This window comes from Streptomyces canus 299MFChir4.1, assembly GCF_000383615.1.
Lineage (GTDB): Bacteria > Actinomycetota > Actinomycetes > Streptomycetales > Streptomycetaceae > Streptomyces > Streptomyces canus_C.
In genome coordinates this window covers 35,115-53,565 of sequence record NZ_KB911613.1, presented here as the reverse complement: position 1 = coordinate 53,565, position 18,451 = coordinate 35,115, and the positions used below count along the sequence as shown (strand labels likewise).

9 protein-coding genes are annotated in these 18,451 nt (G+C 72.2%); all 9 read right to left on the bottom strand.

Annotated features, from left to right (window positions below):
- Nucleotides 1-408: 408 nt before the first annotated feature.
- A complete protein-coding gene (locus H293_RS57730) occupies nt 409-531 on the bottom strand; it encodes a lasso RiPP family leader peptide-containing protein (protein ID WP_259294629.1) in 123 nt (40 codons plus the stop codon).
- 196 nt (nt 532-727) lie between these two features.
- Entirely contained in the window at nt 728-1,498 is a 771-nt protein-coding gene (locus H293_RS0138925) for an ABC transporter permease (RefSeq protein WP_020123199.1), read from the bottom strand.
- Between the two features lie 2 nt (nt 1,499-1,500).
- Nucleotides 1,501-2,442, bottom strand: a complete 942-nt coding sequence (locus tag H293_RS50920; RefSeq protein ID WP_051138221.1) for an ABC transporter ATP-binding protein — start codon at nt 2,440-2,442, stop codon at nt 1,501-1,503.
- A 186-nt stretch (nt 2,443-2,628) separates the two neighbouring features.
- Nucleotides 2,629-2,751 (bottom strand): lasso RiPP family leader peptide-containing protein, encoded by a 123-nt coding sequence (locus tag H293_RS57725; RefSeq protein ID WP_020123197.1) that lies wholly within the window; start codon nt 2,749-2,751, stop codon nt 2,629-2,631.
- A gap of 160 nt (nt 2,752-2,911) precedes the next feature.
- Nucleotides 2,912-3,574: a response regulator gene (locus H293_RS0138910; protein ID WP_020123196.1), complete on the bottom strand. Its 663-nt coding sequence runs from the start codon at nt 3,572-3,574 to the stop codon at nt 2,912-2,914.
- A complete protein-coding gene (locus tag H293_RS50915; protein WP_158694500.1) occupies nt 3,571-4,410 on the bottom strand; it encodes a sensor histidine kinase in 840 nt (279 codons plus the stop codon). The genes H293_RS0138910 and H293_RS50915 overlap by 4 nt, the downstream gene beginning before the upstream one ends.
- Nucleotides 4,411-4,755: 345 nt before the next feature.
- Nucleotides 4,756-5,889, bottom strand: coding sequence for a nucleotide disphospho-sugar-binding domain-containing protein (locus tag H293_RS0138900; RefSeq protein ID WP_020123194.1), 1,134 nt, complete (start codon nt 5,887-5,889; stop codon nt 4,756-4,758).
- Between the two features lie 11 nt (nt 5,890-5,900).
- Nucleotides 5,901-7,688 carry a condensation domain-containing protein gene (locus H293_RS50910; RefSeq protein ID WP_020123193.1) on the bottom strand — a complete coding sequence of 596 codons (1,788 nt, stop codon included), beginning with the start codon at nt 7,686-7,688 and terminating at the stop codon, nt 5,901-5,903.
- Nucleotides 7,685-18,193, bottom strand: coding sequence for a non-ribosomal peptide synthetase (locus tag H293_RS50905; RefSeq protein WP_078612810.1), 10,509 nt, complete (start codon nt 18,191-18,193; stop codon nt 7,685-7,687). Before H293_RS50905 ends, H293_RS50910 begins: the two co-directional genes overlap by 4 nt.
- Between the last annotated feature and the right edge of the window lie 258 nt (nt 18,194-18,451).

The following is an 18,451-nucleotide window of genomic DNA, read 5'->3' as shown; positions in this document are numbered from 1 at the left end:
ATCCCAGCCGACGAGTTCTCAACCAGGCGCTTGTGCAGCGGAGCGGGCCCTCGGCGAGGCACGTTCAGCAGGGCACGTCCTCACCCGGACGAGGTCTCGACCGGGGGATCTCGATGGGACGAGGCTCAGCCAGGCGCGCTTTCAGCGCGTTCTCACCGGTAAGCGTCATCAGCGGGGCCCGTCCTCACCGGACGCGTTGTCAGCGGAGCCCGTGCTCAGCCGGACGCACCGCACCCAGACCCGCCCCCAAGAGGACGCGCGGATCACCGCGGGCGTGCGAGCGCGCGGCGGCCTCGGCCACCGCGCGAGAGGCGTCGGCCCCGACACCCGGTGTGGTGGCGGGGCGGCACCGGGCGGTGCCGCCCCGCCTCCTGACGCGCGGCGGTGGTCACCGCCTCACACGCGTGGTCAGCAGATCCAGGCGTCCCCGCCCCACCAGTCGACGCAGTCCGTCGGACCGGCGCCCAGGGTCAGCTCCGCGAAGCCGCCGACCTCGACGAGCTCGGGCGTCTCGTATGTCTCCTCGTTCATGCCCATGTTTCCCATCCTTCTTCTCAGACGGTGAGGTGCTGCTGCGGCGAGCCGGCTCGCCGCAGCAGCACCCCTGGTCACGCACAAGGTAGGCAGCCCGCCGTCCCGGGCTCCTGGGCGCGGCGTCCCGACTGGGTCCTGCCATACCGCCGAAGCGCCGTACCGCCGTACGACGGGCGACGGGCGACGGGCCGGTTCAGGCGTCGCGCCGCTTCAGGGCCAGATATCCGCCCAGCAGTGCCAGCGCCACCCACGCGGCGAGCACCGCCATCCCGCTCCAGGCGGTGAGGATCATGTGGTCCTGGGGTTCCCGGCGCATGATGATCCCGCCGGCGGCGTCGGGCAGGAACTGGGCCGCCTTCTGCACCCCGGGCAGGTTGTTGAGGATCTCGGAGACCATGAAGAACAGCGGCACGAGGATGCCGAGGGTGAGGGCGGAGCCGCGCAGCACGGTCGCCAGCCCCATTGAGAAGGCGCACAGCAGAGTCATGTAGAGGACCGACCCGATGACGGCGCGCAGCACCCCGTCGTCGGTGAGGGCGGCGTTGTGGTCGGAGCCGATCGCGGCCTGCGCCGTGAAGAAGGTGACCAGGACGACCACGACCGAGGCCACGAAGGCGATGCCGGTACCGGTGAGGATTTTGGCGGCGTAGAAGACCCCGCGCCGCGGGACGGCCGCGAGCGAGCTGCGGACGGTGCCGCTGCTGTACTCACCGGTGACCGTGAGCACCCCGAAGCAGACCAGGGCGATCATCCCGAGCCGCAGTCCGTTGAACCCGGAGCCGACGGGGTCGAAGTCGGCCTTGCTCCGGGCGCTCATGTCGTCGTAGGCGCCCCGCAGGACCCAGCCGAAGAGCAGGGCGATGAGGACGCTGGTGAGGAAGCACAGGACGAGGCTCCACAAAGAGGAGCGCACACTGCGGATCTTGGTCCATTCGAACGCGATGGCCGCGCGGGTGTCCGGCATGATCAGCGCACCTCCTCGTCGGCCTCGTCGGCCTGGTCAGCCTTGTCGGCGCGGTACTCGGCGGCGTCCGCGGTGAGTTGCATGAATGCCTCTTCCAGCGAGGCCGAGCGGGGGCTGATCTCGTAGACGGTGACGCCGTGCCGGGAGGCGAGGCGGCCGACCGTCTCCGAGGAGGCGCCGACCGCTTCGAGGGTGCCGTCGGGACCGTCGTCGGTGGGGATGCCGGCCTCGGTGAGCACCTCGCGCATGCGCTCGGGTTCGGGGGTGCGGACGAGGATGTACGCGTTGGAGTTGCGGGCGATGAACTGCTCGACCGAGGTGTCGGCGAGGAGTCTGCCCCGGCCGATGACGATGAGGTGCTCGGCGGTGAGCGCCATCTCGCTCATGAGATGGCTGGAGACGAAGACCGTGCGTCCTTCCGCGGCGAGTTTCTTCATCAGCCCGCGGATCCAGAGAATGCCCTCGGGGTCGAGTCCGTTGACCGGCTCGTCCAGGAGCAGGACGGGCGGGTCGCCGAGGAGCGCGGAGGCCACGCCGAGCCGCTGCGACATGCCGAGGGAGAAGCCCGCGGTGCGCCGGTCGGCGGCGTCGGTGAGGCCGACCGTGTCCAGGACCTCGTCCACGCGCTGCTTGGGGATGCGGTTGCTGCGGGCGAGGCCCAGCAGGTGCGCGCGGGCGCTGCGGCCACCGTGCAGACCCCTGGCTTCGAGCAACGCGCCCACCTCGCACAGCGGATGGCGTAGCTGAGCGTAGGACCGGCCGTCGATCAGGACCTGGCCGGAGGTCGGCCGGTCGAGCCCGATCATGGTCCGCATGGTGGTGGACTTGCCCGCCCCGTTGGGTCCCAGAAAGCCCGTCACACGGCCTGGCTCGACCGTGAACGACAGCCCGTCCACGGCCAGGGTGGCCCCGTACCGTTTGGTGAGTCGCTGTACCTCAATCATGATCCCCACCATGGCGGGCACCCCGGCCGCGCACATCGGGCCGGAGGATGTCATCCCCGGGACCGAACCGGCGGGCGTGAACGCGCCGGTGGCGGCGGAGGGGAGTTCCCCAGGGGGTTCCCCTCCACCGCCACCGGGTGGAACGGCCTGTCAGGGCCGGTGTGTGGTACAGGTGGTGAAGCCGGGTCAGCAGACCCAGGCGCCGCCATTGAACCAGTCGACGCACTGGTTGTCCCAGCCGAGGGTCAGCTCGGAGAACTCGCCGACCTCGACCAGCTCGGGGGTCTCGTACTCGTCGTACGTGGCCATGTGGTCACCGTCCTTACCTAGGGGATTGGCCCGGGGCGGGCCGCCGGTCGCTTCCGCCGGCCCGCCCCGCGTTCGCCTCGCCAACGTAGGACTCCCGTCGTCCCGGGCTCCCGGGGCCACGGGCCCGACCCGGTCCCGCACCGGCGTGGGCGGGGCGGGATCACGAGCCCAGACCCGCGTCCCGGGCCCTGACCACGGCGGCTGCCCGGTCGGTGACCTGGATCTTGGCGAAGACGTGGGACACGTGGTTGCGGACGGTCTTCTCGGCCAGCACCAGCTCGCGGGCGATCCGCCGGTTGGTGTAGCCGCGGGCGATCAGGTCGAGGATCTCCCGTTCGCGTTCGGTCAGTTGCGGAAAGGCCGCCCGGCCGGGCAACTCGTGCACCGCGGAGAAGTAACTGCTCATCCGCGCGGCCACGGCGGGACTGAACACCGCGCCCTTGCGGGCGACGGTGCGCAGCGCCCCGACGAGTTCGGCCCTGGGCGCTCCTTTGACGAGATAGCCGTGAGCGCCCGCGCGCAGGGCCGCGACGACCATGTCGTCGTCGTCCGACATGGACATCATGAGCACCCTGGGTCTCTCGGTACCGAGGTGCTGGGCGGCGGTGATGGCCGCGACCACGGAGATCCCGGAGGCGTCCGGCATCTGTACGTCCATCAGGACCACGTCGGCGCGCACGCGTTCGTGCACGAGGGCGCGTACGGCCTCCTCGGCGCTCTCCGCCTCGCCCACCACCTCGAGGTCCTCGACGTCCTCCGTGGCCAGCCGCACACCGGCGCGGAACAGCGGATGGTCGTCCACCACGAACACACGTATGGTCACGCTTCGCTCCGGGGGAGGGTCACGCGGACGAGGGTTCCGGGTCGGCCGTCGGGCCGGGGCAGTACCTCGCAGCGGCCGCCCACCTCCTCGGCCCGGCGGGCCATGGAGGCGAGACCGACACCGCGCCGGCGGGCCTTGCCGACGGGCGGACCGACACCGTCGTCGGTCACCTCCAGGACGATGCCCTCGTCGTGCTCGGTCAGCCGTACGGTGGCGGTGCGGGCCCGCGCGTGCCGTACGACGTTCGTGAGGGCCTCGCCCGCGATGCGGAAGACGGCGAGCTCGGTGGCGAAGGTGAGCTCCCGCGCGGTTCCGGGTGACGGCAGTTGGGCGTGCACCGCCAGTTCGCCGCCGACGCCGGCCCGGTGCACGAGTTTCAGCAGGGCGCCTTCGAGGCCCTCGCTCTCCAGTTCCGGCGGACGCAGGTCGTCGATGATGCGCCGCATGTCGTCGACGGTGCGCGAGGTCTCGGCCGCCGCGTCCAGGATGAGCTGGCGGGTGGCCGGCTGGGCGACCCGCTCGGCGGCGACGTCGAGACGGAGTCTGATGCTCGCCAGCGCCGGGCCGAGGCTGTCGTGCAGGTCGTCCCGCAGTCGGTTGCGCTCGTCCTCCCGCGCGGCGACCAGCCGTTCGCCGAGGGCGGGCGGGGACTCGGGCGTCCCGGTGGAAGGTTCCCGACGCCACCGCGGGTATCTGCCCCAGGCCTGTCCCATGAGGGCCAGGACACACAGGACGACGGACGCGGTGACGGCGAGGTCGAGTTGGGTGGGCCGCGGAAGCACGCCGAGCAGGCCGAGTGCGCCCGGCAGAGCGGCGAGGACGAGCACTCCTCTCATACGCGCCGGTAACTTCTCTGCGAGGAATTCCCCGCCTTCTTCGGTGCTTAGTACCTGCTTCCACGCCTGGTTCCTTCTCCCCCGTTGCAATCTCATGTCGCCGAAGTTAACTCGTTTCCACCGAACATGGGAGAAGGAATTCAGTCGCGATAGCGAAAAGCTCCTCGAGATCGCGTTACCGCAGGTGGCACGCTCTTGGAGCGAGCTGCGACGCAAGACGCTCCACCACGTGACCTTCACAGGAGGGGTACAAAACATGCACCTCCCGAAGTCATACGACAAGAAAGTCGCGGCCAAACGCCGTGCCACGGCGTCATTTGGCCGCGAAGAAATACACCTGCGCTCTCAGGCCCTCCCGGCCAATGACTCGAGCCGCACCACGAGATCGGCCGGGCTGGGCTGTGCCGCGATCTCCGCCCTCACTTCGCGCGCGACCCGCGCCGGGCCGGTCTCCTGGAGCAGCCGCAGCAGCGCCGCCTCGACGGAAGCCGCGTCCGTCTCCTCGGGAGCGAGGGTCAGCCCGGCTCCCCGGGCCGCGACGACGGCCGCGTTGGCCGGCTGGTCGGCCATGCGCGGCAGCACCAGCTGCGGTACGCCGTGGACGAGTGCCGTCAGCGAGGTGCCGGCCCCTCCGTGGTGGACGATGGCCGAGCAGCTCGGCAGCAGGGCGCTGAGCGGAACCCACCCGGCCACCCGGACGTTGGCGGGCACCGGGCCGAGCGCCGCCGCCTGCTCCTCCCCCATCGCGAGCACCACGTCCAGGTCGAGAGCCCCGCACCGGTCCAGGAACGTGCTCAGCTCACCGAGTTCACCGGACAGCGGCAGCACACTGCCCAGGGTGAGACAGACCCGGGGCCGGGCCGGCGCCGACAGCAGCCACTCGGGCAGCAGACGGCTCTCGTTGTACGGCACACAACGCATCAGCCACTCGGTGGCGCTGTCGCGGCCGCCCATGCTCGGGGGGCGTATGTCGATGACGGCGGTCGCAACGGCCGGTTCGGCGACCCCCAGTGCGGCCCTCGTGGGCTCCAGGTACTCGGCGATGGATTTGCGGTAGCCGACGGCCTGTTCGTCACCGCCCGCCCAGGCCAGCCGCACGCTCTGCTCGACGAGGGGCACGCCCAGGGTGGCCGCGACCAGGGGCCCTGCGCCCTGCTCCAGGGTGGACAGCACGAGATCCGGGCGGAACTCCCGGGCGAGGGCCAGCAGACCCGCGGCCATCTCTTCCCCGAACAGACCCAGACCGCCGCGCCGGGGCCTGGGCTCGCCCGGCGGAGTCAGATGGATCGCCCGGCTCGCCTCCATGAACTCGGCGAACACGTCACGGCCCGGGCACACGTCGACTGCCGGGAGACCGGCGGCGACCAGGGTCCGCGCCGCCTGGGCGTTGTTGGCGACCAAGACCTCGTGCCCGGCGGCCCGCAGGGCCCAGGCGAGAGGCACGGTGGGCAGGTACAGTCCCGAGCCCGGGGCTGCCATGGACAGGACTCTCATCGCGGGATGCCTTCCGTTGCGCGCGGACCGTCGACGAGGAGCCGAGCGGTGCCGGTACGAGTGCCGAGACGTCCGGCGGTGTCGGACGTGGTGATGAGCAGGACGGGTCGCGCGTCGGCGAGCATGAACTCGATGCGTTCGCTCGGATAGGCGGGGTCGATGGGCAGATAGGCCGCGCCCGCCTTGAGGACCGCGAGGAGGGACACGACCATCTCGGTCGACCGCGGCATCGCGAGGGCGACGATGTCCTCGGGGCCGATGCCCCGCCCCGTCAGGTCGGTCGCCAGCCGCTCCGCCCGGTCGTCCAGTTCCCGGTAGGTGGTGGTCAGGCCGCCGTAGCGGACCGCGGTGTTGTCGGGGGTGGCGGCGGCCTGGGCGGCGAACAGTTCGGCGACGGAGCGGCGCGGTACCGGCCGGGCCGTGTCGTTCCACTCCACGAGGAGGCTGTGCTCGTCCTCGCCCAGCAGGTCGATGCCGTCGACGCGGATGTCGGCCGCCGCGTCGGCGAACAGGCGCAGCAGCCGCAGGACGCGGTCCCCGATGCGCCGGGCGGCGGTGCCGGTGATGACGTCCGGCCGGTGGCCGAGGTGGAGCACGAGCCGCTCACCGGGATGGGCGAGCAGGCTCAACGGGTAGTGGACGGTGTTGTGCGCCTCGGTTCCCGCCACCCGGACGCCCCCGACGGTGTCGACCGCCCTGTCGACCGGATAGTTCTCGAACACGACGAGCGTGTCGAAGAGTTCGCCGTCGATGTCCGCGAGGCTCTGGATCTCGGTCAGCCCCAGATGGTGATGAGCGACCAGCCTGGACTGCTCCTCCTGGAGCCGGGTGTACAGCGCGGCGAGGGTCTCCGCGCGGTCCGTGCGGACGCGCACCGGCACCGTGTTGACGAGCATGCCGACCACCGACTCGACATCGGGCAGCTCCGGGGCCCGGCCGGACACCGTCGTCCCGAACACGACGTCGTCGGCGCCGGTGAGCCGGGACAGGAGCAGGCCCCAGGTGCCCTGCACCACGGTGTTGAGGGTGACCCCCAGCCGCCGGGCCCGCTCTGTGACGGCGGCGGTGAGGTCCTCGGGGACGGTGAGGACGATCTGCTCCGTCGCCGTGGCCGTGTGACTGTCGGCGTACGGCGCCACCCTGGTCGCTTCCGCGAGGCCGCTCAGCGCCGCTCGCCACGCCTCTCGGGCGGCGGGTGCCTCCTGCTCGCCGCGCCACGCGAAGAACGTCTGGGGGGAGACCGCCGGCGGCAGGACGGAGGCGTCACCGCCGACGCCGTAGACGGTGAAGAGCTCACGCAGCAGCAGCGAGGTGGACCAGCCGTCCAGCACGATGTGATGGTTGGTCAGCACGATCCGGAAGCGGTCGGCCCGGAGCCGGATCAGGGTGAAGCGCACCAGTGGGGCGGCCGCGAGGTCGAACCGGCCCGCGCGTGCGCGCCGGGTGATCCGCTCGACCTCGGCGGACAGTTCGCCGTCCGGGAGGGCGGTGAGGTCGTGCTCCTCCCAGGGCGTGGCCACCTCGGATTGGATCACCTGCACGGTGTCGCCGGCGGTCCGGCGGCGAAAACTCGCCCGCAGGGTCGGATGGCGGCGTACGACGGCCTCCACCGAGCGGCGCAGCACCGGCACGTCGAGTCGCCCCTCCAGGTCCAGTGCCACCTGCACGTTGTAGAGGGCCGAGCCTGCGTCGTCGTACGCCGCGTGGAAGAGCAGTCCTTCCTGGAGCGGGGTGAGCGGCAGGATGTTCTCGATTTTCGGTGTACGGCGCGTCGCACTCGTCACAGGTCCCCCTCCAGGGCCAGTTCTTCCTGAAGCCGGTCGATCTCGTCCTGGGAGAGCGCGACCAGGGGCAGGTCGGAGGGGCTGTGGCCGCCCGCGTCCGGCCGTCGCACATGATCGACGAGGGTCCGCAGGGCGCGGAACCAGATCTCCCCCAGCTCCTCGACCTCCGCGGCGGTGAACAGCTCCGCCGCCCAGGCCCATTCGGCGACGAGCACCGGCGCGCGCAGCTCGTCCCCCTCGGACGCACGGTCGTCGCGGACGAGGGTGTTGAGCTCGATGGTGTGCGCCAGGGGCAGTCCGGGGTCGGCACCGCCCGAGAAGCCGCCGATCTCGTGGGCCGGGGACCAGTCCTCGCTGTCGGCGGGCGCGCCGAACCGCCCGAGGTGGTTGAAGCCGATCTCGGGCACCGGCAGCCCGGCGAGAACCTGCCGGGTGCGCGGGTTGAGATACCGGAGCAGTCCGTGTCCCAGCCCCCGGTCGGGGATGGCGGCCAGCTGCTCCTTGACGCGCTTGAGCGCCCGGCCCGCCTCGGGACCCGCCGCCCACAGGTCGGCCCGGTCGAGGACACCGGGGTCGAGCCGGACCGGGTGGACACTGGTGAACCAGCCCACCGTGCGGGACAGGTCGACACCGCCCACCGCGTCCTGCACCCGGCCGTGCCCCTCGACGTCCACGCGCACGGGGCCGACGGGACGCCCGCGGCGACGGCACCACTCCTGCACCGCCAGAGCCATGCCGGTCAGCAGGACGTCGTCGGCCGTGGCGTGGAAGGTCTCGGTGACCTCCGTCAGCAGCGCCGCGGTCGTCTCGCCCGGCAGGGTCAGCGACAGGGTCCGACGGGTGGCCACCACATCGCGGCCGGGGTCCGGCGCACGGTTGCCGAGCGGATCGCTCTGTCCCGCCAACTGCTCTTCCCACAGCGCCAGTTCGTCCTCCCGGCACGGGTTGAGCGCCTCCTCCGCCAGTAGCCGCGTCCACCGGCGCAGCGACGTGGGTACGGGAGCCGGCTCGACGGCCTCGCCGGCGCGCAGCGCCGCTACGGCTTCGGCGAGGTCGCCCACCAGGATCCGCCAGGAAACACCGTCCACGGCCAGATGGTGGACGACCAGCAGCAGGTAACCAGGGTCGGCGGGTCCCGAATCGAGCCGGACGGCCTGCCACATCAGCCCGTTCTCCGGGTCCAGCCGGTCCCGGGCGAGCTCGGCCTGGCGTCGGGCGGCCTCGCGCAGCCGGTCTCCGTTCAGCCCGCGGACGTCGTGACGGAGGAGGCGCGGGGCACCCTCGGCATCAACCCCGGCAGCTCCGGAATCACCGCCTCCGCCGGGTGCCATGATCTCCAGCCCCCACCGCGCGTCTTCGTCCGCGCGCCGCAGCCGCAGCCGCAGCGCCTCGTGCCGCTCCCCCACCGACCTCAGCGCCGCAGTGAGGGTCCCGTCGTCCACGCCGGCCGGCAGCCGCAGCACCATCGACTGGCTGAACCGCCGTACGGGGCCCCGCAGTTCGCGCAACCGCTCCATCACCGGCGTCGGACTCAGCGGGCCCGGACCCGCCTCGTCGTCCTCCGCTGCCGTCTCGGGTCGTTCGTCCTCCCGTGCCGCGCCCGCCAGTTCGGCCGGACTGCGGTGGCGGAAGAGGTCGCGGGGGGTGAAGACAAGGCCCTCGCGCCGGGCCCGGCTCACCAGCTGGATGGAAGTGATGCTGTCCCCGCCCAGGGCGAAGAAGCTCTCGTCGGCGCCGACCCGCGGCACGCCCAGGACCTGCGCGAAGAGTTCGCACAGCAGTCGCTCGCGGCTGGTGCGCGGGGCCCGCACGGTGTCCCGCGCGGGTTCGTGCTCCTGCGGCGCGGGCAGCGCCTCGCGGTCCAGTTTGCCGTTGGCGGTGACCGGCAGCCGGTCGAGGACCACATGGGCGGCCGGGACCATGTGGGCGGGCAGCACCTCGGCGGCACGGGCCGTCACATCGTCGACGTCGATGTCCGCGCCGGGCCGCGGGACCAGGTAGGCGATCAGCCGAAGGCCGCCCGCCTTGCCCTCGCGGGCCAGGACGGCCGCGCGCTCCACCGTGGGGTGCCGGGCCAGTACGGCCTCGATCTCGCCGGGCTCGACCCGGTGTCCCCGGATCTTGACCTGGTCGTCGCCGCGGCCCAGGTAGTCGAGGGTGCCGTCGGGCAACCACCGGACCAGGTCGCCGGTGCGGTACATCCGGCCCCCCGGCGCGGCGAACGGGTCGGCCACGAAACGGGTGGCCGACAGGGCGGTCCGGTTCAGATAGCCACGGGCCACCCCGGCGCCGCCGAGATACAGCTCGCCGGGCACCCCGACGGGGACGGGGCGCAGCCACCGGTCCAGGACGTATGCCCGGGTATGCGGCAGCGGCCGGCCGATGGGCGGGGCGAGCACCTCGCGAGGGTCGGTGGACTCCCAGTCGGTGGCGTAGACGGTCCCTTCTGTCGGGCCGTAGAGGTTCACGATCCCCGTGCCGGGCAGTGACTCGCGGATCTGGCGGACGAGTTGCTCGGGCAGGGCCTCGCCCGCGAGCACGAGCAGCGGGGCCGAGAACCGCAGCGGCGGGCTGGCGAGCAGTCCGGCCAGGGCCGAGGGCACGCCGCTGATCAGGGAGCCGGTCCAGGGCCGCTCCGCCAGCTCCAGGAGGTTCCGTACGATCTCCACCTGCCCGCCGGCCACCAGCGGGGCGAAGAGCTCGAAGACCGACACGTCGAAGGTCAGTGAAGTGGCGGCCAGCACCCGCCGCAGTCGGTCGGCGCCGAATCTGTCGGCCGCCCAGCCCAGCAGGGCGTCCATGGCGGAGCGCGGCACGACGACGGCCTTGGGGCGCCCGGTGGAGCCGGAGGTGTGGATGACGTAGGCGGTGCCGGTGCCGGGGCAGGTGTCCGGGAGGTCGTCGTCCGAGAACCCGGCGAGGGCGTCCAGGGAGCCGGGGTCGTCCAGGCACAGGCGCGGCAGCACGGACGGGTCCGGCAGCCCGGGCGGGGCCTCTCCGCCGAGCAGCAGCAGGACAGGCGCGGCGTCCTCGACGATGAAGGCCGTGCGCGCCGCCGGATGCCCGTGGTCCACGGGCAGGTAGCCGGCGCCCGCCTTCAGGACGGCCAGCAGGGCGACCATCATGTCCACCGACCGGGGTACGGCCACGGCCACCAGGTCCTCGGGGCCGACGCCGCGCGTCTTCAGCAGCCGGGCCAGCCGGTTGGCCCGCGCGTTCAGTTCACCGTAGCTCAGGGACTCCGTTCCGCTGACCACCGCCGTGCGGCCGGGGGTGCGGGCCGCCCGGTCCTGGACCGCCGCGGTGACCGGGAGGGGGCGGGCCGCCGGACCGGTGTCGTTCCAGCCGTCGGTGAGCCGGCTCAGCTCGGCCGCGTCCAGGGCCTCGATGGCGCGGGTCGGGGTGTCGAGGCCGGTCTCGGCGATGGTCCGCAGCACCTGGGCGCAGCGGTCGGCGATGCGTTCGGCCTCGTCGGGCGTGAACAGATCCGGCCGGTAGGTGAACTGGAGGGTGAGCAAAGGCCCGGGGGTGACGATCAGTGCCAGCGGATAGTGCACGTCGTTGTGGGTGCGCAGGTCCGTGACGCGTGGTCCGGCGGTGTCCGGGCCGACGGTCATGGCGTCCGCGTCCAGGGGGTAGTTCTCGAAGACCGTCAGCGTGTCGAACAGCTCGCCTTCCAGAGCGGTCAGCCGCTGGATGTCGGCCATCCCGAGGTGGTGGTGGGCCGAGAGCCGTGACTGTTCGTCCTGCAGGCGGGCGAGGAGCGTGCCGAGGGGTTCGTCGGGATCCAGTCGCACCCGCACCGGAACGGTGTTGATGAAACAGCCGATCATCGTCTCGGTGCCCGGCAGCTCCGGCGGCCGTCCCGCGACGGTGGTGCCGAAGACGATGTCGTCGCTGTCGGTCAGTCGGCTGAGCAGCAGGCTCCACGCCGCCTGGACCAGGGTGTTGGCCGTGACGCCGTGCGCCCGCGCCCGCCCGGTCAGTGCGGCCGTGACGGATTCGGGGAGCCGGACGGTGTGGGAGGCGGGGACGACGGAGGTGCGGACATCGCCCTGGGGGGCGAGCCGGGTGGGTGCCGGCAGCTCGGCGAGTGTCTCGCGCCACGCCTCCTCGGCCGCCGCCCGGTCCTGCCGCTCCCGCCACCGCAGGTACTCCCGCCAGGACGTGTCGCGCCGCGGCGGGGCGCCGGTGCCCCGGTTCCGGTAGAGGGCGAAGAGCTCCTGGAGCAACAGGGGCATCGACCAGCCGTCCAGGATGATGTGGTGGTTGGTCACGGCCAGGGTGAAGCGCCGTTCGTCCAGACGCAGCAGAGTGCAGCGCAGCAGGGGCGCCTCGGCGAGGTCGAAGCGCCGGCTCAGGTCCTCGCGGACGAGGCGTTCCGCCTGTGCGGCCCGCTCTGCGGGATCGGTCGCGCTCAGGTCGACGTACCGCCACGGTGTGGGGACTTGAGCCCGGACGACCTGGACGGGTCCGCCGTGTGGACGGTGCCGTACGCAGGCACGCAGGACGGGGTGGCGGCGCAGCAGGGTGGCGACCGCCTCGCGCAGGGCTCCGGCGTCGACGTCGCCCGCCAGGTCGAGGGCGACCTGTACGTGGTAGACGTCGGGCGCCCGGTCGTCGTAGGCGGCGTGGAAGGCCAGGCCCTGCTGGAGCGGTGTCAGCGGCAGGATGTCCTCGGCGTCCGGGCAGGCACCGGTGATCTCGTCGACGTCCTGCTGTGCGAGGCGGACCAGCGGGAAGTCCGACGGGGTGTGCCCGCCGGCGCCCGGGCGGCGGGCGCAGGCCGCGAGGGCGCCGAGGGCCCGGAACCAGGTGTCGGCGAGGTCGCGGACGTCGTCCTCGGCCAGAAGGCCGCCCGGCCAGGACCATTCGGCCGCCAGCCGGGGGCCGGTGGCGTCGTCGTGGACGAGGGCGTTGATCTCCAGTGCGTGGGCGAAGGGTGCTGCGGGGTCGGCGTCGCCGGTCAGTCCGGTGCCGTCCGCGACCGGTGACCATCCGCCGCGGCTGCCCGCGGGGGCGAACCTGCCGAGGTAATTGAAGCCGATGTCCGCGGTGGCCGGTCCGGCGAGGACGGGGCTGGTGCGGGGGTTGAGATGGCGCAGCAACCCGAATCCCAGCCCGTTGCCGGGGACGGCCGCCAGTTGTTCCTTGACGGTCCGCAGGGCGTCACCGGCCGCCGCTCCCGCGGCCCAGACATCCTCCCAGTCGGTGACCTCGGGGTCGACGCCGACCGGGAAGAGGGTGGTGAACCAGCCGACGGTGCGGGACAGATCGGCGCCGTCCACGGCCTCCTCCTCGCGGCCGTGGCCCTCCACGTCGACGAGCACCGGGGCGCGGGCGCCGCCGTGTCGCCGGCGCAGGTCCTGGACGGCAAGCGCCAGCGCGGTGAGCAGCACATCGTTGGCCGTGGCGTGGAAGGCGGCGGTGACCTCGGTGAACAAGGCCGCTGTGGTGGCGCTGTCGAGGCGGGACACCAGGGTGCGCCGGGTGGCGTGGGTGTCGCGCGCGGGATCGAGCGGTCGGCCGCCGAGCGGGGTCCCGGTCCGCGTGAGGACCCGCCGCCAGTACGGGAGTTCCGCCTCCCGTTCCGGTGTCAGCGCCGACTCGGCCAGCGCCCGCGCCCACTGCCGGAACGGCATGGCCACCGGAGCCGGACTCGGTCGGCCGCCCTCGGCCAGCGCCGTGTAGGCGTCGGCGAGGTCGGGCACGAGGACGCGCCAGGAGACTCCGTCGACGGCGAGGTGATGCACCGTCAGGAGCAGGGTGCCCGGACGGTCCTGGCCCGCGTCGCACCAGACGGCTTGCAGCATCGTCCCGGCCTCGGGATCCAGCCGGTCCCGCGCCGCCTCTTCCGCTGCCCGCACGTCGTCGCCCGGACCGACTCCGACCAGGCAGTCCCGCGCGTCCACCGAGCCGGAGGGCCGGGTCTCCAGAGCCCAGGTGTCGCCGTCCCGGGTGAGTTTCAGGCGCAGGGTGTCGTGGTGGTCCAGGACGGTCTGCAGGGCCCCGCACAGCGTCTCCTCGGACAGTCCTGAGGGGACGTCCAGGCGCAGGGACTGGCTGAACCGCCGTACCGGGCCGCCGCGTTGCCGCAGCTCGTGGACGATCGGCGTGAGCGGGACGGGGCCTGTGCCCGAACCGGGTTCGGCGTCCACGACGCGGGTACCGGCGATCTCGGCGAGCCTGGCCACGGTCCGGTGCTCGAAGACGTCCCGCGGCGTGAACACGAGCCCGGTGGCGCGCGCCCGGCTGACCAGCTGGATCGAGCTGATGCTGTCCCCGCCGTGGTCGAAGAAGCTGTCGTCGACGCCGACGGAGGGCAGTCCCAGCACCTCGGCGAAGAGCGCGCACAGCAGTTCCTCGCGCGGGCCGCGCGCGGGCCGGCCGGACCCCGTGGCCCGGAAGTCGGGTGCGGGCAGCGCCTGGCGGTCCAGTTTTCCGTTGGCCGTGGTGGGCAGTTCCTCCAGGACCATGACGGCGGCGGGGACCATGTGGTCGGGCAGCTTCTCCCGCAGGTAGGCGCGCAGTGCCGACGACAGCCGCCCGGCCTCCCGGACGACCGAAGGCCGGTTGGTGTACGGCCGCGGCGGCGCGCCCGCGGCGAGGCACACGTCCGTCAACGCGCCGGTGTGTTCCGGCGGCAGGAAGAGCACGTCCAGTTCGCCGCGGGTGCCGTCGCCGCACCAGGTGACCACCGTGCGGTGGCCGAGTCGCTCCCCCAGTTCGTGGAAGGCCTCGGGGACCGTGTCGGTGGGGGCGTCCGGCTCCGGCGGTGCCTGCGGGGTGAACACCCGCCGGGTCGCCGCCACTTCGGGTGCGAGCCGGGCGTTGGGTACGCCGACGAGACGCAGCCCGCCCGGATCGCGCCGGGCGAGCCTCTCGCGCAGGGCCGCGAGGTCGGGGATCTCGGTGCCCCACGCGGCTCTCGGCACCTCGCGCAGGGACAGCGGCGGCCGGTCGGAACGCTTGTGCAGGACGACGTCGTAGCGGTAACGGCTCAGTTCGTTGTCGTAGCGTCCGCGCTTGACCCTGATGTCGACCCCGGCGGCATCGGCGGTGTCCCGGGCCAGGGTGGTGAAGAAGTGCGGGTCCACGAGGAGTTCGTTCTCCTGGAGGGCCCGTTGCGCGACGGCCCGCCGCACGGCCCGCGGTTCCTCGCCGGCGGGGGTGCGGGCCAGTTGGACGGCGGTGTCGAAGAACCGACGCAGGCGCAGATTGCGGACGTCGCCGACGAAGACCGCGCCGCCTGGCCGGAGCAGGCGCAACGCGCCTCGCAGCACGGCTCGCAGGTAGTCGGCACCGGGGAAGTACTGCGCCACGGAGTTGAGGACCACGGTGTCGAAGAAGCTCTCGGGCAGGCCGTCCAGGTCGTCGGCCGGCCGGGTACGCAGTTCCACCCGGCCGTGCAGCTCTGGCCGGCCCTCGATGTGCCGGCGCAGGGCGGCGATCGCGGCGGCGGAGAAGTCGGTCGCCCAGTAGCGCTCTGTCTCGGGGGCGAGCCGGGACAGCAGCAGGCCGCTGCCGACGCCGATCTCGAGCACCCGGCGGGGCCGGAGCGAGCGGATGGCCTCCACCGTGGTGTCCCGCCACTCGTTCATCTCGTCCAGCGGCATGGGGCGGCCGGTGTAGCTGCTGTCCCAGCCGGCGAAGTCCTCACCGAAGGCCGCCTCGGGCTCGGCGCTGTACATCGACTGGTAGAGCTGTTGCCACTGGTCGACGTGCTCGCCGCGGATCTCGTCGAGACGGGCGGCGAGCCGGTCCCGGTCGGGCACGGCGTAGCCGACCAGACAGCGGCCGGAGGGGCCGTCGTCACGGGCGATCACCGCCACCTCGCCGACATCCGGGTGCTCCCCCAGCACCGAGGCGATCTCGCCGGGTTCGATGCGCACGCCGCGGATCTTGACCTGGTCGTCCGCCCGTCCCAGGTAGACGAGGTTTCCGTCGGCGTCCCAGTGGGCCAGGTCCCCGGTGCGGTACATGCGGTCGCCGGGCTCGCCGAAGGGGCAGGCCACGAAGCGCTCGGCGGTGACCGCCGGTCGCTCGAAGTAGCCGCGGGCGAGGCCGGTGCCTGCGAGGTAGAGCTCGCCGGGCACTCCTTCGGGCACCGGTCGCAGCGCCTTGTTCAGCACGTACACGCGGGTGTTGGCGATCGGACGCCCGATCGGCGGGGCCGTCGTCGCCGCGGGGTCGCACTGCCACGACGTGACGTCGATGGACGCTTCGGTGGGCCCGTACAGGTTGTGCAGCTCGCAGTCGAGCACCGCGAAGAAGCGGGCGGCGAGTTCGGCGGGAAGCGCCTCCCCGCTGCAGATGACCCGGTGCAGACTCGTGCAGTCGCCCGCCCCGGGGTCGGCCAGGAAGGCCTGGAGCATGGACGGCACGAAGTGCACGGTGGTGATGCGCTGTTCACGGATGACGGACGTGAGGTACTCGGGATCGCGGTGCCGGCCCGGTTCGGCCATGACCAGGGTGGCACCGGCTGTCAGGGGCCACAGGAACTCCCATACGGAGACGTCGAATCCGCACGAGGTCTTCTGGAGCACCCGGTCCTGTTCCGTGAGCCGGTAGCGCTCCTGCGTCCAGCGCAGCCGGTTCGCCAGCCCGGCATGGGTGTTGACCGCGCCCTTGGGGCGGCCGGTGGAGCCTGAGGTGTGCAGGATGTAGGCGGGTGAGTCCGGCAGGAGAGGGCGGGGACGGTCCGCCGGGGTGATGTCCTGAGCGAGCGGTTCGCTCAGCGCCTCGTCCAGTGACGGGTCGTCGAGGAGGAGCTGGGGGGTGCCGGCGGTGCCGGGCAGCCGGGCCGTGGTGTCGCGGGTGGTGATCAGCAGGGCCGGGTGCGTGTCGTCGAGCAGTTGGGCGATCCGGTCGGCCGGGTACTCCGGGTCGACCGGCAGGAAGGCGGCGCCCGACTTGAGGACCGCGAGCAGGGCGGTCGTCAGTTCCACAGACCGGGGTACGGCCAGGGCGACGACGTCCTCGGGCCCCAACCCCCGGGCGAGCAGGAGGCGGGCGAGACGGTTGGCCCGCTCGTTCAGCTCCCGGTAGGTGAGGACACCTCGCGCGTCGACGACCGCCTGGGCGTCGGGTGCGGCGGCGGCACGGGCCTGGATCAGGTCGACGACCGTCTCCGGGCCGTACGCGCTCCGGGTGGCGTTGCGCGCGACGAGCAGCCGCTCCAGGTCGTCGGAGCGGAACACGTCGAGGGCGTCGCCGGGGGTGCCGGGTTCCGCGGCGGCCATGTGCTCCAGCAGCCGCAGCAGGCCGTCGCGGTGGACGGTCAGGTCCCGCAGGTCGTAGAGCTCGGAGTTGCCGTCGACATCCATCCGGCATCGGTCGCCGCGGGCATCCGGGTAGAACACGAATGCCAGATCGTCGACCGGACCGTTGGTGAGATTGTGAACGGCGGCCCGGCTGTCGCCGAACCGCACCTCCTGGTCGAAGAACTGGAGGTTGACATGCGGCCCGACCAGCGGACCGCGCTCATCACCCGACCCGAGGTCGTTCCGCAGGTCCTCGTATCGATAGCGCTGGTGGCGTAAGCAGAGCCGCACTTCCGCTGCCACGTTTTCCAATAAGAATTCCAGTGCTTTACCTGGAGTTGCCTGAACCCGCAAGGGGACGACATTGGACATCATCCCGGGAAGGTTTCTGGACAACTTCCCGAATCGGGCAGTCACCGGCAGTCCGAGGACGACGTCGGGCTCCCCGGTGAGCCGTGCTGTGTACAGGACGGATGCCGTGGCGAATACGGTGGGAAGCGTCACCCCGCAGCGGTCCGCAAGCCCTTCGAGGGCGATGATGCTTTCTTTCTCAAGTACCGCCGTCACCCGCACGCGGCCAACAGGACGACTGCGTTCCGCTTTCCCGAATTCGGCGGGTGCGGGGCTGCCGGCCAGCTTCGCCGTCCAGAACTGGCGATCGGCCTCGAATGCAGGGGAGTTCCGGTAGTCACGGTCCATCCTCACCTGTTCACCGAAGGGCGCGAAGCCCGGTCCCTCCAGCGTGCGCCCTTCGGCCAGCGCGGTGTACGCGGCGCCCGCGCGACGCACGAACAGCGCACCGGAGAAGCCGTCCATGGCGACATGGTGGCCGCGCAGGAACCAGAGGTGCCGTTCGTCCTCCACCTGGATCAGCGCCAGGGAGAACATCCGCCCGCACTCCGGCGCCAGGGGCACGTCGAGGGCCTCGGCCATCCACTCCGTCGCCGCCTCGAACGACCGCTCCCGGTCCCGAAAGTCCAGGCAGGGCATGGTGAACTCCGCCGTGCCGTCGACGACTTGGACCGGCTCGCGGCCCGTCTCGTCGATGCGCGCCCACATGCCGGGCCACTCCCCGAGCGTCTCGCGCGCCGCACGCACGAGGAGGTCGGACCGGAGGGGGCCGGTGATGTCGACGTACACCGCGACGCTGTAGTCGAGGCCCTCCCGCGCGAGGCGCTGGGCGAGCCACATTCCGGTCTGCGCGGTGGTGAGAGGGAATTCCTGACGCGCTGGTGCGGACATGCCGAAGTCCTCCGCGAAGCTGATGACGGTCGTAGCCCACTCGAAGACAGGCGTGCTGAAAACAGCCGTCGGCGCACCTCGCGCCGACCCGGTTGCCTTCCCTGACTGTTTTCTCTGAGTTTCCCTGGAAGTTCGAGGGAAGCGTCAGCGCGGTTTCCCTGCGCGGCCCCGTTTCAAACAGAATGCCGGACCCATGTGAAACCCCCGTCCCCGTTTGCCGTACCGCGCTCCCCGGGCCTGACTCACGTCGAACACCTG